This is a genomic window from Corynebacterium sp. BD556, assembly GCF_038452275.1.
Classification (GTDB): Bacteria; Actinomycetota; Actinomycetes; order Mycobacteriales; family Mycobacteriaceae; genus Corynebacterium; species Corynebacterium mayonis.
This window is the reverse complement of the sequence record NZ_CP141643.1, coordinates 1013161-1026900: the sequence shown is the minus strand read 5'-3', so window position 1 is coordinate 1026900 and position 13740 is coordinate 1013161. Positions and strand designations below refer to the sequence as shown.

Here is a 13740-nt window from a genome sequence, read left to right as displayed (position 1 = left end):
TTCTAGACGAAGGCAGGATCCGCAGTGGTCTCGGTCTTTGCTCGCTTGACAGCAGCCAAGGCCTCGACGGAAACCCACAAGGCGCAGGCCAGGATCACAATGTCGAGGCCGGCCAGCAACCAATTGCCCTTGGAAATGAACTGCATCAGTTGCACCACAAGCGCCCACACGGACAGCGTCAAAACGAACAGCAGCGGAACAACAACTGGCAGAACTGGGCGGCGCAAACGAACCAGAATCACGGCGATGATCGACATGGATAGTGCGGCCATCAATTGGTTTGTGGTGCCAAACAGAGGCCAGATCAACACGCCGCCGGAGCCGTCCCCGCCAGTGGAAAAGGTCAGCCCCAAGCCGACAGTGACGGCGATAATGGTGGCCCAAACACCGGAGAGTTTCGCGCCGAGGATTTCGCCGATTTCCTGGACCACGAAGCGCTGGAGGCGGATCCCGGAGTCCATCGTTGTGGCTGCAAAAAGCACCGCCATGGTGGCAAGTATGGTGCCGGACAGGGACACAGGAATACCCAGGCCCTCATTGATGATGGCGCCGCCGCCGGCAACAAAGGCTTTGACGCCGCCCGCGTTGAACGCTTGGTAGATCTCCTCCCACTGGGCAAGCGTTTTGAATCCGGCGGTGGTGGCGATGATCGAACCCAAAGCGAGAAGGCCTTCGCCAACCGCGCCGAAGTAACCGACGAAACGTTCGTCAGTTTCCTTGTCCACCTGCTTGGATGAGGTGCCGGAAGCGACCGTTCCGTGGAATCCGGAAATTGCGCCGCAGGCGATGGTGACAAAAAGCAGCGGAACGATGGAGGGGGTGCCTTCCGGCAGGTTGCTGTTGACCATGGGGGCGACCAAGGTGGGCGAGGAAACGATGATCGCGCCGTAGAGGATGCCCAAGCCGACAAAGAGCTGCAAACCGTTGATGTAGTCGCGCGGCTGCAGCAGCACCCACACCGGCAGCAGGGAAGCGATAGCGCCGTAGATAAACAGCAGGATGATCCACACTGCTGCAGGTGACAGGCCAAAGACGCTTTCCGGCAGGGAAACAGGGAAGCGATCGCCCAGAATCATCAGTCCGTACAGGGCGATAACGCCCACTAGGGAGACCAGCGGCAGGTTCCAGTTCAGGCGGTAGATGGCCTGACCAATTACAAGCGCGACCACAAGCGCACCCCATGTCGGGATAACAGCGGTCGGTGTGGAGACCAATAGGCCGGAGATGACTACGCCGAAGGCGGCGACGACCATGAGCAGCAGGAGGAAGATAACCACCAAAAACAGGTTGCGTCCGCGCGGGCCAATGTATTTACCGGACAGGGTGCCAATGGACTGGCCTTTGTGGCGGGCGGAGGCCCACAGCACTCCCAGGTCATGCATGCCGGCGATGAACACGGTGCCGAAGGTGACCCATAAGAAGGCGGGCAGCCAGCCCCAGATCACAGCGACGGCGGGGCCGACGATGGGGGCGGCACCCGCTACGGAGGTGAAGTGGTGGCCCCACAAGACGTATTTGTTGGTGGGCACGTAATCCACACCATCGTTCATGGTGTGGGCGGGAGTGCGATACTGCGCCTCCAGCTTGTAGACGTTCGAGGCAAGATACTTTGAGTACAGAAGGTACCCGGCCGCGAACATGCTCAAGCCGATCAGGACGAGCCAGAGGGAATTCATTGAAGTCTCCTTCGGGACAGCGACGAGGTTTTAAAGTGATTTCGGAAACTATAACAGTTATCTGTGACTTCTCTCGCTTTTGACTGGTTATGCTGACGGGCATGAGTGAAACCGCCTCGGCCCACACCCGTATGACAGCCTTCGTCCGTGGCCAGGTCCAGGGGGTGGGGTTCCGGTGGTGGACCCGCTCGCGCGCCCTCGAACTTGGTCTTTCTGGTCACGCGACGAACCTTTCCGATGGCCGAGTGCAGGTCGTGGCTGAAGGAGAAGCTGCCGCGGCCGAGCAGCTTCTTACACTGTTGCGAGAGGATCCCTCCGGTGCGCAGCGCCCGGGCCGCGTCGATTTTGTCGCTGTGCAGTACTCCACGCCACGCGGCGAGAAAGGATTCACGAAACGATAGCGGCTCCGGGCGACAACGATGACCGGCAAGCAGTTATTTCCTGCCAACGCCGCCGAAGACACCCACTGTGCCCGCTGGCCGCTGCATTAAGGGTGGACGGGGAGTGGTTCGGGGTGGCTGGCGCGACACTGGCGCAGCGCACCGCTAGCGCCACCTTTATCGCCTTGTACTTCTAGGCGACCAATCCGGCGGGATCTTCGCCGCTGTTGTCATAGGTGCACGACCGGCGCTCACCTTCGTCGGTGTGCCGGTGGTTTCTTCCGAAGCGACCACGCAGATCGACGCGAATGGCGTGGCGAAGTTGGGCATAGCCTAAAATCACGCCAATGCACCTCAAATCGCTGACGCTCAAGGGCTTTAAGTCCTTCGCTTCGGCGACCACGATGAAGTTCGAGCCTGGCATTTGTGCCGTGGTCGGGCCGAACGGCTCGGGTAAGTCGAATGTGGTCGACGCGCTTGCGTGGGTGATGGGCGAGCAGGGAGCGAAGAACCTGCGCGGCGGGAAGATGGAGGACGTGATCTTTGCCGGTGCGGGCGAGCGCAAGCCGCTGGGCCGGGCGGAGGTGACGCTGACTTTCGACAATACTGACAAGCACTTGCCCATCGATTACACCGATGTGGCGATTACCCGTCGTATGTTCCGCGACGGCGCTTCCGAGTATGAGATTAACGGCTCGAAGGCGCGCCTGATGGACATCCAGGAGCTTTTGTCGGATTCCGGCATTGGCCGCGAAATGCACATCATTGTGGGGCAGGGAAAGCTTTCGGAGATTCTGGAGTCGCGCCCGGAGGAGCGCCGCGCTTTTATCGAGGAGGCCGCTGGTGTGCTCAAGCACCGCCGCCGCAAGGAGAAGGCGCAGCGCAAGTTGGCCAGCATGCAGGGCAACCTCGACCGGCTTAAAGACCTCACCGATGAGCTGGGCAAGCAACTCAAGCCTTTGGCCCGCCAGGCTGAGGCGGCCAAGCGCGCCGCGACGGTGCAGTCGACGCTTCGCGACGCCCGACTGACCCTCGCCGGTGATGAGGTGGTCACGTTGCGCGCCCAGCTTTCCGACGCCACCCGCAACGCGCAGATTCTTGCTGATCAGGTGGAGACGGCCTCCGCTGCGCTGCAGGAGGCTGTCGAGGCTCAGGAGGCGATAGAGCAGGCGCAGCAGGATGTTGAACCGCGCGCCGAGGAGGCGCAGCAGGTGTGGTTTGCGCTTTCTACGCTGGCGGAGCGCGCTGCGGCGACCGTGCGCATCGCCACCGAGCGGGCCGGCAACGCCCGCGCTGATGTGGCCTGGCACGGTCAGGACCCGGATGACCTGGCTTTGCGGGCCGCCGCCGCCGACGAGCAGCTCGCACTGGCCGTGGAAAAGGCTGAGGAGGCGGCGGAGCGCCTGGAGTCGGTCCGTGAGGAGGTCGCCGACCTGCAGGAGGCTTTCGACGAGGCGGAGCGAGAGCACCTCGCGCAGGTCAGGGTGATCGCTGATCGACGCGAGGGCGTGGTGCGCCTGCTGGCGCAAGAGGAGTCGCACAGCGCGGCAGTTGAGGCGGCTGAGGAGGAGATCAGCCGCCTGCAAGAGACACTCGCCGAGACGGGGCAACGCTTTCGCGCCGCGCAGCGCGAAGCCGCCGACGTTGCCGAACGCCTCGCTGAGCTGGAGGCGGAGCGTGCTCCGTTGGACGAGGCTAACGGGTGCGCCTTGAGCGAGTCCGCTGCCGCAGAGCAGCGGCTGGAGCAGTTGCGGGCCATGCAACGCGAGAGGGAGCGCGCGGTGTTTTCCCTTTCCGCGCGCATTGACACTTTGCGTGAACAGACACCGAAGGCTACGGCGGCCGACGTGTTGGGGGAGGGTTTTGCGCCGCTCGCCGGGCTGGTCACTGCGCGCGACGGCACCGCGACGGCGTTGGCGGCGGCGCTTGGTCCCTATGCGGAGGCGCTTGTCGGCGGTGCACAAGATGTGGTGGGAAGGCTTGCCGCGGCCCAGCGCACGGTGGTAATCCACCCAAAGGGCGGCAGCTCGTGGCGCCTAGACAGCGACCAGCAGGTGGATTGGCTTCTCGACCACGTCGAGCTTGCCCCTGAGATCCGCGGTCCGTTGACGCGCCTGCTTGTCGACGTCGCTCTTGCCGACACCCCGGAGCACGCCCGTCGCCTCGTCGAGGCCGACCCTCGGCTACGCGCCGTCACCCGTGAGGGCATCCTGACCGGTGAGGGATGGGTGGCGGCCGGATCGGGCCGCGCCACCTCCGTCGAGATCAGCGGGGACATTGACCGCGCCACAGCCGAACTCGACGTTGCCCAGGCCCAGTTGGAGGAGCTTTCCGGCACGCTTGAGGGGGCGAAGATCGCCGCTGAGGACGCCCGCGTCGCGGCGGCCGGGGCGAAGGCGGCGTTGCGCGAACATGACACCAACCTTCAGGCGTGGCGGCGCGACCACCAGCGTCTACAGAAGCAGATGGAGGCGAACGAGGAGGAGCACCGGCGGGCCGGCGAGCGGGCCAACGAAGCGCAGGCGCGTCTTGCCCAGCGTCGCGCCGAGCTGGCGGAAACCCGCGAGCGACTCGCCCGCGTCGACGGGCAGGACAATCCAGACGAGCCCTCCACCGCGAAGCGTGACCGCGCCAGCGCCGCCCTGGGCCAAGCGAAGGCGGTGGAGATGGAGGCCACCCTTGCTGCCCGCAGCGCCCAGCAGGCCGCGGGCTCCCTCGCAGGCCGCGGTGATGCGTTGCGGCGGCAGGCCGAGCACGAGCACCAAGCGAAGGCTCGCCACGAGGCCGCAGTGGCGAAGCGACGTGCGGAGGCGGAGCTGGCCCGCGTCGTGGCGGGGCACGCCCGCGACATCGTGGCACGCACCAGCGCCGCGCTCGAACGCGCCACCGCGCAGCGCGACGAACTCGCCGCGACCGTCAATTCGCTGCGTGCCCAGCAGCAACAGGCGCGGTCGAAAGTCAGCGCGACCCGCCAGCAGCTCGAACGGCTGACGGACAGCGCGCACTTAAGCGACATCGCCCGCTCGCAGGCGCAGGTCCGCATTGACGAGGCGGAGACGAAGATCACGGAGTCCCTCGGCATCGCCATCGCCGACCTGCTCGCCGGCTACACCCCCGGCGAAGATTTCGACCGTGCCGCCGAAAAGCGCCGCCTGCGGCAGGCGGAGAAGGATCTGCGCACGCTGGGCAAGGTCAACCCGCTCGCGCTTGAGGAATACAAGGCGCTTGAGCAGCGCTACAGCTTCCTGTCCACACAGCTTGCTGACGTCATCCAGGCGCGCCGGGACCTCAGTGGCGTCATCACCGAGGTCGACGCCCAGATTCTCCAGTTGTTTACTGCTGCGTGGCGCGATGTGGAGGCCGAGTTTCCCCGGGTATTTCAGACCCTTTTCCCGGGGGGCGAGGCCCGCCTCGTGCTCACCGAGCCGGAGGATATGCTCAGCACGGGTATTGAAATTGAGGCCCGCCCGCCCGGCAAGCGGGTCAAGCGCCTTTCCCTGCTTTCGGGCGGGGAGAAGTCCTTGACGGCGCTGGCCTTCCTCGTTGCGATTTTCCGGGCGCGCCCGAGCCCGTTCTATGTGCTCGACGAGGTTGAGGCCGCGCTTGACGACGTTAACCTGCGCCGCCTCATCGCCCTGCTTGAGGAGCTGCGCCGCGACTCCCAGCTTCTGGTGATTACCCACCAGAAGCCCACAATGGACGTCGCAAACGTCCTCTACGGCGTGACGATGCGCGGCGACGGCATCACCCGCGTCATCTCCCAGCGGATGAACCCCGCCGGGGAGTGATCGCGCGCGACGCACCGGGTTACTGGCACTATGGATGCCATGACTAGTACGACCCTTCTTTGGATCATCGTTGCCCTGGTGGCGCTCGTCCTCGTCGTCGCAGGCGTTATCGTCGCCGGCCACCGCCGCAAGAAGTCGAAGACGGTGACCTTCGAAAAGAAGGAGCCGAAGGAGCTGACCCAGCAAGACAGGTCGGGCAACTACCAGGCCACGGGCGGATTCAACTTCGCCCCCGCGGCCGCCCAGCCCGATCTCGTCCGCCGCGACGGCAGCACTTCCGCGCCCACGGCCGATGAGGCGCCCAAGGCTGCGGAGGAACCCCAGATCGCGGAGATGCCGAAGGAGCCGGTTGCTCCCGCCGAGACGCCGGAGTCTGTAAAACCCACGGTGGCGGAGCCGGTTGAGCAGGTTGAACCGGTAGACGTCGACAAGCGCAGTGACGTGGAGGAAGAAGCCGCGGAGGCTGCGGAGGCGGCCGATCAGGCGCTGCGCGAGGGGGCTGAGCCGTCGGAAAGCGCGGTCGTGGCGGAGCCTGAACCCGGCGAGGCCCGCGACGAGATCGAACCGGCTGCGGGGCGGATGGGCAAACTACGTGGGCGCCTGTCCCGCTCGCAAAACGCGATCGGCCAGGGGCTGCTCGGCATCCTCACCGCTGGTGACCTCGACGAGGACGCGTGGGAGGAGATCGAGGACACCCTCATCATGGCGGACTTAGGCGCGCAGTTGACCATGAAGGTGACCGAGAGCCTGCGCGAAAGAATCGCTGAGCGCGGCGTGTCCTCCGAGGCCGAGGCCCGGGCGATGCTGCGCCAGACCCTCATCGAGGCGGCGCGGCCAGAGCTGGATCGCTCTATCAAGGCCATGCCTAACGACGGTAAACCTGCCGTCATCCTCGTTGTCGGCGTCAACGGCACCGGCAAGACTACCACGACCGGCAAGCTGGCGCGAGTCCTCGTCTCGCTGGGTCATTCCGTAGTCCTCGGCGCCGCGGATACCTTCCGTGCGGCTGCGGCGGATCAATTGGAGACGTGGGGCAGGCGTGTGGGCGCCTCCACCGTGCGCGGCACGGAGGGCGCGGACCCGGCAGCCGTGGCCTTCGACGCCGTGGCCACCGGCGTCGAGCAGGGCGCCGATGTGGTTCTGGTCGATACTGCGGGGCGCTTGCATACCGCGACCGGCCTGATGGACCAGCTCGGCAAGGTCAAGCGGGTCGTGGAGAAGAAAACTCATGTAGACGAGGTGCTGCTTGTTCTTGACGCGACTGTCGGCCAAAACGGCATCACGCAAGCGCGGGTGTTCCGGGACGTCGTGGACATCACTGGCGTGGTATTGACCAAGCTGGACGGCACCGCGAAAGGCGGCATTGTCTTTCAAGTGCAGGAGGAACTGGGGGTGCCCGTCAAGCTCGTGGGCCTCGGCGAAGGAGCCGACGATCTCGCTCCCTTCGAGGTGGAAAGCTTCGTCGACGCTTTGCTCGGGTAAGTCAGGTGTGGTGTGGGCCTCGCTGCATAGCGGGGCCTTCATTGCGTTGGTCGGCTTGTCGCCAGTGCTACGTAGTGTGGGTGCCCACAGGCAAAGCCGTCTGGTCGCGCCGGTGCGGTGAATCGGTGGGGCGGTCGATGGCACGGGGGTCATGTGGGTGCAAAGGGGGTGGCGGATGTGGGGTGGAAGGTGAGCTGGTGCGCTTTTTCAACTAAGTGCCACCTTTTTGTGCGCCGTATATGCCTTCGCGGGTGAAGGCGAAGGATGAGGGTAGGCGTTTCCTTTTTCTGGGGGAAGGTGCGTCCCAGTGTGCAGTGTTGCTGTTGCTTGGCGTCGTCGGGCAAGGTCAGCCGGGTAGACGTTGGTTTTTTAGCGCTCTTGTTGTGATGTGTATCTCAATTTTTTCGCAGTAGTTCCCTTGGTTATAACTATCGTTCTATAGTCGAGGGGCCCCAATTCAATCGAACGATAGATAGATAACAGGAGAGAGGTGAAGGCGGTGACTGCAGATCAACTTGCGGCATCAGGAAACGCGGGCTGGATGCTTATATCGGCGTCCCTAGTTTTGTTAATGACGCCGGCGCTCGCACTGTTCTACGGCGGGATGTCCTCGCGTCGCAGCGTGCTCAACATGATGATGATGTCGTTTACGACACTCGGAATCGTCTCGGTGGTCTACGTGCTATGGGGCTGGTCGATGTCCTACGGCACCCAATCCCTGGGAGGGATCGTCGCCAACCCCTTCGAGTTCTTCGGGTTGAGAAACACAATCACGGACTCCAACGGAGACTACGTCGTCGGAGCAAGCGGATACGCCGCCATCATCGATGTCGGATTCCAACTCACTTTCGCGGCCATCTCCACAGCCATTATCTCCGGCGCGATCGCCAGCCGCGTCAAGATCGGCTCCTGGGTTGTATTCGCTGGTGTGTGGTCCACCCTCGTGTACTTCCCCCTCGCCCACATGGTGTGGGGAGGCGGTATTCTCAGCCACGACGAACACTCCCTTGCAGCGTGGATGTTCGGGACGGAAAACGGTGAGGCACTCATCGCACCGATCGACTTCGCTGGCGGCACCGTTGTGCACATTTCCGCAGGCACGGCCGCTTTGGTGCTCGCGTTGGTCATTGGGCGCCGGCAAGGCTTCCCGAACTCCAACTCCAGGCCCCACAACCTGCCGTTGGTGATGCTGGGCGCTGCACTTTTGTGGTTCGGATGGTTCGGCTTCAACGGCGGCTCCGCCTTCGCCGCGGACGGACTAGCCGGCCTGGCCTGGGTCAACACCACGGCTGCCACGGCTGCGGCGATGCTTGGCTGGCTCGCCGTCGAGAAGCTTCGTGACGGCTACGCCACCTCCCTCGGCGCATCCTCGGGTGTGGTCGCCGGGCTCGTGGCAATCACCCCGGCCGCCGGGGCCCTCTCGCCGGTGACCTCGCTAGCGCTCGGCTTCATCGGCGGAGTACTGGGCTGCTACGGCGTCGGCCTGAAATACAAATTCAACTACGACGATTCCCTGGACGTCGTTGGCGTCCACCTCGTCGCCGGTCTGTGGGGCACGATCGGTCTGGCGTTCTTTTCCACAGGCAACGGCATCTTCACAGGAGGTGGAGCAGACGGGTGGCGCCTCCTCGCCGTGCAAACCGTCATCGCACTCGTCGCCATGGTTTTCGCCGGCGTCCTAACCCTTCTTATCGCCTTGGCCATCAAGTACACCATCGGCTGGCGTGTCAGCCGCGAGCAGGAATTCGACGGCATCGACTACTCCGTCCACCGCGAGACTGGTTACGACTTCGGCGGACCCGGAATGCGTCCGGGTGGGGTCCCGGCGGGCAACAAGTCCGCCGCAGAACTTGGACTCAACGAGTCGCGCGTATCTCACGGCGAGGACTCACAGCGAGACACCACGCGCCAGGAAACGGCAGGTAAAGTTTCCGCAAGAAATGCGTCGGCCCCGGCCGTCGCGACGCACGGAGGGAGTGGAGAATGAAAATCATCACTGCAGTGGTCAAACCGTTCACCGTCAGCGACATCCGCGAAGCCCTCGACGGTGTTGGCGTACACGGCATCACCGTCACCGAAGCGCAAGGAGCGGGCAGGCAAATCGCCAGCGTCGAGTACTACCGCGGGGCGAAGTATTCCTCCGCCTTCGTCTCCAAGGCGAAAATTGAAGTGCTCGTCACCGACGAACAGGCCGATGACGCGCTCGAGGCGATCGTTAGAGCTGCCTACACGGGAGAGGTGGGGGACGGAAAAGTGTGGGTCAGCGACGTCTCCAAGGTCATCCGGGTGCGCACGGGAGAGATCGACAACGACGCGATTTGATCGGGCGGATGTGCCCGCGAAGTGGCGCACGCGCTAGGCTGTAGCGAGTTGTTTTCACGCTCGTTTCAGCCCCGAACAAGCAGCAAAGGGAGTGCCCACCGTGTTTGAGTCTCTGTCCGACCGCCTACAAACAGCCCTCGGCGGCCTGCGCGGCAAGGGCAAACTCACCGAAGCAGACATCAACGCCACGGCCCGCGAAATCCGCATCGCGCTGCTTGAAGCGGACGTGTCACTGCCGGTGGTGCGCACATTCATCCAGCGCGTGAAGGAGCGTGCCCTCGGCGCCGACGTCTCGGCGGCGCTCAACCCAGCGCAGCAAGTAATTAAGATCGTCGACGAGGAGTTGACCAACATCCTCGGCGGCGAGACACGGCGCCTCCGTCTGGCCAAAAACCCACCGACGGTCATCATGCTTGCTGGCCTGCAGGGCGCCGGTAAGACAACGCTGGCCGGCAAGCTGGCCAAGCACCTGGTCAAGCAAGGCCACACCCCGATCCTGGTAGCCTGCGACCTGCAACGCCCGGGAGCTGTCCAACAGCTCCAGATCGTCGGCGAACGCGCTGATGTGCCCACCTTCGCGCCCGACCCAGGCACATCCATCGACTCCCACGGCCACGAGATGGGCACGTCAACCGGCGATCCAGTCGACGTTGCTCGCCGCGGTGTTGAATACGCACGGCACAGCAAAAACGACGTCGTCATCATCGACACCGCAGGCCGCCTCGGCATCGACGAGACGCTGATGACCCAGGCGCGCAACATCCGCGACGCGGTCAACCCCGACGAAGTCATCTTCGTCATCGACGCGATGATCGGCCAGGACGCTGTCACCACCGCCCAGGCTTTCGCTGACGGTGTCGACTTCACCGGTGTCGTTTTGACCAAGCTCGACGGCGATGCACGCGGCGGCGCCGCCCTATCCATCCGTGAAGTCACCGGCAAGCCCATCCTTTATGCCTCCACCGGCGAAAAGCTAGACGATTTCGACATCTTCCACCCGGACCGCATGTCCAGCCGCATCCTCGGCATGGGCGACCTGCTGTCCCTCATCGAACAGGCGGAAACCCTCTTCGACGAGCAGGAAGCTGAAAAAGCCGCCTCGCGTCTCGGTTCGGGCGAGCTGACTTTAGAGGACTTCCTCAACCAACTGCTCATGGTGCGCCGCATGGGCCCCATCGGCAATTTGCTGAAAATGATGCCGGGCGGCAAGGCCATGAACGAAATGGCCGACATGGTCGACGAAAAGCAGCTCGACCGCATCCAGGCGATCATTCGCGGCATGACCCCAGCCGAGCGCGAGGACCCGAAAATCCTCAACGCCTCGCGTCGCAAACGCATTGCCAACGGCTCCGGCGTGAGCGTTTCCGAGGTCAACCAGCTTGTGGAACGCTTTTTTGAAGCAAAAAAGATGATGGGCCAGATGGCCAACCAGTTCGGCATGCCAGGCATCCCCGGCGCGGGCGGCGGACGATCCGCGACGAAGAAAAAGCCGAAAGGTCGCAAGAACAAGCACGGCAAACGCAAGCCGCCGAAGCCACGCCGCGCCGGAGGCATGCCGGCAATGCCCGGGATGCCGTCAATGGGCGCTGGTATGCCGGACATCAACGAGCTAAAGAAGTTACAGCAAAAGCTGCCCCCAGGGATGGAAGGCATTGACCTCAACAACCTCGACTTCAACGAAGCCATGAAAAGGATGGGCAAGAAAGGCAAATAGAAGTCGGGACTTAATTTTCGGTCTCGGCGGGTTCTTCCTCGCCGTCGTAGAAAATATCAAGTTCGTCGAAAATCGGCCGCAAAATCTCCCACACGAGAGGGGTTAGGCTGGCCGCGTAGGCGTTCGAAATGTGGTTTTGGTCGCGGTAGACCGGAATGTTGCCAATGATCGGCGGGCACATCCCCTTGGGGCAGTACCAGCCCGCGGTGTCGGCACCCCACAGGTTGTCGGTGCCGTCGAGAAGCCCGGCGGAAGGGTCGACGGCGCTGTAGAAATCGTCGGCGGGCATAGAACATTCCGCTTCACTGCCCTCGCCGACCATGCACAAGTTCGGGTCCATGCGGTCACCGTCCGCCGAAGTGATCCACGGATTGTCCCGCAGCCCCAAAAAGGCAATACCCATATCGCGCAGGCTGTGCCACACTTCGACGTAGCTATCCGGCACCTCGTCAACGCTGTATTCCGCGTCGTCTCCGGCGCCACCTGCCGGGCGCGTCGAAGTGGAAATGACCAAATCGGGCTGCAACTTATTCAGGTGCTCCACAACCAAAGCGGACCACCCGGCGCAATCAGACGAAACAATGTCATCGTAGCGAGTAACCAAGGGACATTCCTGACGGACGAAGGGCACAACCTTGAAGCGGTGGTCCTTGCCCAAAGAGTCCAAGGGAATGACAAAAGGCTCGATGTGGGATCCGCCGACTAGCACGATGGTAGTCTCCGCGTCGAGATCGCCGTAGATGCAGTGCTCACCGGGGAAGGAATCTGCCGGTTCGTCCCGAGCAATCATGCAATTATCAGCACCGATGGGCGGGTAAATGCCGGCGATGAGAGCAGGGTCCGGCAGCGGCGGTTTGTCGGGCACCTTCGCCCCCCGAAGCGCCATGGCACCAGGGTGGGTATGAGGATCAAGGGGGCCCGCCGCCTCTAGAGCCTTTTGATTCCACAGCGGCTGAATCATCAGCGTCGCCGCAGCTAAACAAGCCGCCAACGCGCCGCCTATTCCTCGGACGGCGCCGGGCACAGTGCCGGGGGAGAGCACGGCACGTTGGTAGGGCTGATCCGTTCGCTGCGGTCGACGTGCATGTTGCCGCAGCGGCCGCTCCACAAGCAGGTGGGTGATGTGGGCGAGTGCGACAGACACCACGATAACCACGGCACCCAACCACAGCGGCGGCGAATCAAAGCCGCCAACGACAGTTGCGATGATCAAAAGTGGCCAGTGCCACAGGTACAGCGAATAAGCAATGTCGCCAAGCCACGTCATCGGGGCGGAGGACAAAAAGCGCGACACCGGATTGTCCGGGTTGGACAAAACGATCAAGGAAGCGCCCGTAAGCGGCAGAAGGGTCAACGGCCCCGGGAAGGCCAGCGAGGACGTGATCACCACACCTGTCAGCGCAATCATGGCTAAACCCGCGCCCGTCGCCGTCGTCGAGAAGCGACGGGGAATTGCGAAAGTGGCGGGTGCCATTGCAAGAAGCGCCCCGAGGGAAAGCTCCCACGCACGAGAGAAAGTGGAGTAGTAGCTGCCCGGTGTTCCAATCAGCCCGAAGCGCGAGGCCCACGCAAAGGAAGCGATGCTCGAGGCTGTCAAAATCACCACTATGGCCTTGCGCGCCGCGGATGTTGGCAGCTTGAGCTTGTCGACGGCCACCGCAACCAACAACCCAAAAATAATCCCGGCCAGGTAGAACTGGCCTTGCACACTCATGGACCACAGGTGCTGCAGGACAGAGGTGTCGTGGCTGGCCGCCGCGTAATCCGCCTCCTGTTCGGACAATTCCCAGTTTTGGTAGTACAGGACAGAGGCGGTGAACTGTCTGGCCAGCTCGATATTCATAAGCTGCGGGGCAAAGTTGCGCACCAGCAGGTACACCGAGCCCACAACCAAAACGAGAGTCGGCACTAAGCGGCGAATGGTGCGCCATATCGGCCACCACGGATTCAAACTCGGCTCTGGGCGAAGCGCGTAGCGCAACTGCGAACCAAGGAAGAAGTATCCGGAGAGAAGAAGAAACACATCAACGCCGCCGGAGACTCGACCAACGAAGACGTGGAAGACGACGACAAGGGCGATAGCAATGCCGCGCAGACCATCGAGGTCCACGCGGTACGACGGTGACGGCTGCTTTAGCCCTGCAGCGCCCATGAACAATCTCCTCGTTTCGCTCGCGTTTATCTCAGGTTAGGTAGAGGCCGCACCAAAGTTCCGTGGCACGGCAGGGTTATCAGGATCTCCACCCATCTTGAGCCGCACATGCTCATGGCACCCTACTCGTGCGTGGCACCTGCAGGCCAAACAACATGGCCCGTTTTGGTCGTGCGCGTGCACCCCGGTAGAGTAAGCGCGGTCCTGCGTCAGCGTCGGAAGCGTC

At 63.1% G+C, this 13740-nt stretch carries 9 protein-coding genes; 6 read left to right on the top strand and 3 right to left on the bottom strand.

Annotation, left to right across the window (positions count from 1 at the left end):
* Window positions 1–2: 2 nt before the first annotated feature.
* On the bottom strand, window positions 3–1676 hold the full coding sequence (locus tag VLL26_RS04860) for a carbon starvation CstA family protein (RefSeq protein ID WP_342319981.1): 1674 nt from the start codon (window positions 1674–1676) through the stop codon (window positions 3–5).
* Window positions 1677–1777: 101 nt separating this feature from the next.
* Here VLL26_RS04860 and VLL26_RS04855 point away from each other — a divergent pair, with 101 nt between their 5' ends.
* A complete protein-coding gene (locus VLL26_RS04855; protein WP_342319980.1) occupies window positions 1778–2077 on the top strand; it encodes an acylphosphatase in 300 nt (99 codons plus the stop codon).
* Between the two features lie 172 nt (window positions 2078–2249).
* Here the strand turns inward: VLL26_RS04855 and VLL26_RS04850 are convergent, their stop codons facing one another.
* The gene (locus VLL26_RS04850; protein ID WP_342319979.1) at window positions 2250–2399 is read right to left on the bottom strand and encodes a hypothetical protein; all 150 of its coding nucleotides are present in this window, start codon (window positions 2397–2399) and stop codon (window positions 2250–2252) included.
* Between the two features lie 4 nt (window positions 2400–2403).
* Between VLL26_RS04850 and smc the strand changes: the two genes are divergently transcribed.
* From smc to ffh, 5 genes are all read left to right on the top strand, one after another.
* The gene (gene smc / locus VLL26_RS04845; RefSeq protein ID WP_342319978.1) at window positions 2404–5844 is read left to right on the top strand and encodes a chromosome segregation protein SMC; all 3441 of its coding nucleotides are present in this window, start codon (window positions 2404–2406) and stop codon (window positions 5842–5844) included.
* Between the two features lie 30 nt (window positions 5845–5874).
* Window positions 5875–7326, top strand: a complete 1452-nt coding sequence (gene ftsY, locus VLL26_RS04840; RefSeq protein WP_342319977.1) for a signal recognition particle-docking protein FtsY — start codon at window positions 5875–5877, stop codon at window positions 7324–7326.
* 541 nt (window positions 7327–7867) lie between these two features.
* Complete coding sequence (locus VLL26_RS04835) at window positions 7868–9313, top strand: ammonium transporter (protein ID WP_425292301.1); 1446 nt, start codon at window positions 7868–7870, stop codon at window positions 9311–9313.
* Complete coding sequence (locus tag VLL26_RS04830; RefSeq protein WP_342319975.1) at window positions 9310–9648, top strand: P-II family nitrogen regulator; 339 nt, start codon at window positions 9310–9312, stop codon at window positions 9646–9648. The genes VLL26_RS04835 and VLL26_RS04830 overlap by 4 nt, the downstream gene beginning before the upstream one ends.
* 100 nt (window positions 9649–9748) lie before the next feature.
* Complete coding sequence (gene ffh, locus VLL26_RS04825; protein ID WP_342319974.1) at window positions 9749–11362, top strand: signal recognition particle protein; 1614 nt, start codon at window positions 9749–9751, stop codon at window positions 11360–11362.
* Window positions 11363–11372: 10 nt separating this feature from the next.
* On the opposite strand, the gene VLL26_RS04820 is transcribed toward ffh, so the two are convergent.
* Complete coding sequence (locus VLL26_RS04820; RefSeq protein ID WP_342319973.1) at window positions 11373–13514, bottom strand: acyltransferase family protein; 2142 nt, start codon at window positions 13512–13514, stop codon at window positions 11373–11375.
* Between the last annotated feature and the right edge of the window lie 226 nt (window positions 13515–13740).

Excerpts from the sequence above, each read along its gene's own strand:
- ftsY (WP_342319977.1), top strand. The coding sequence starts at position 5,875 with ATGGATGCCATGACTAGTACGACCCTTCTTTGGATCATCGTTGCCCTG.
- smc (WP_342319978.1), top strand. The coding sequence starts at position 2,404 with ATGCACCTCAAATCGCTGACGCTCAAGGGCTTTAAGTCCTTCGCTTCG.
- VLL26_RS04860 (WP_342319981.1), bottom strand. The coding sequence starts at position 1,676 with ATGAATTCCCTCTGGCTCGTCCTGATCGGCTTGAGCATGTTCGCGGCC.
- VLL26_RS04830 (WP_342319975.1), top strand. The coding sequence starts at position 9,310 with ATGAAAATCATCACTGCAGTGGTCAAACCGTTCACCGTCAGCGACATC.
- VLL26_RS04820 (WP_342319973.1), bottom strand. The coding sequence starts at position 13,514 with ATGGGCGCTGCAGGGCTAAAGCAGCCGTCACCGTCGTACCGCGTGGAC.
- VLL26_RS04835 (WP_425292301.1), top strand. The coding sequence starts at position 7,868 with ATGCTTATATCGGCGTCCCTAGTTTTGTTAATGACGCCGGCGCTCGCA.
- VLL26_RS04855 (WP_342319980.1), top strand. The coding sequence starts at position 1,778 with ATGAGTGAAACCGCCTCGGCCCACACCCGTATGACAGCCTTCGTCCGT.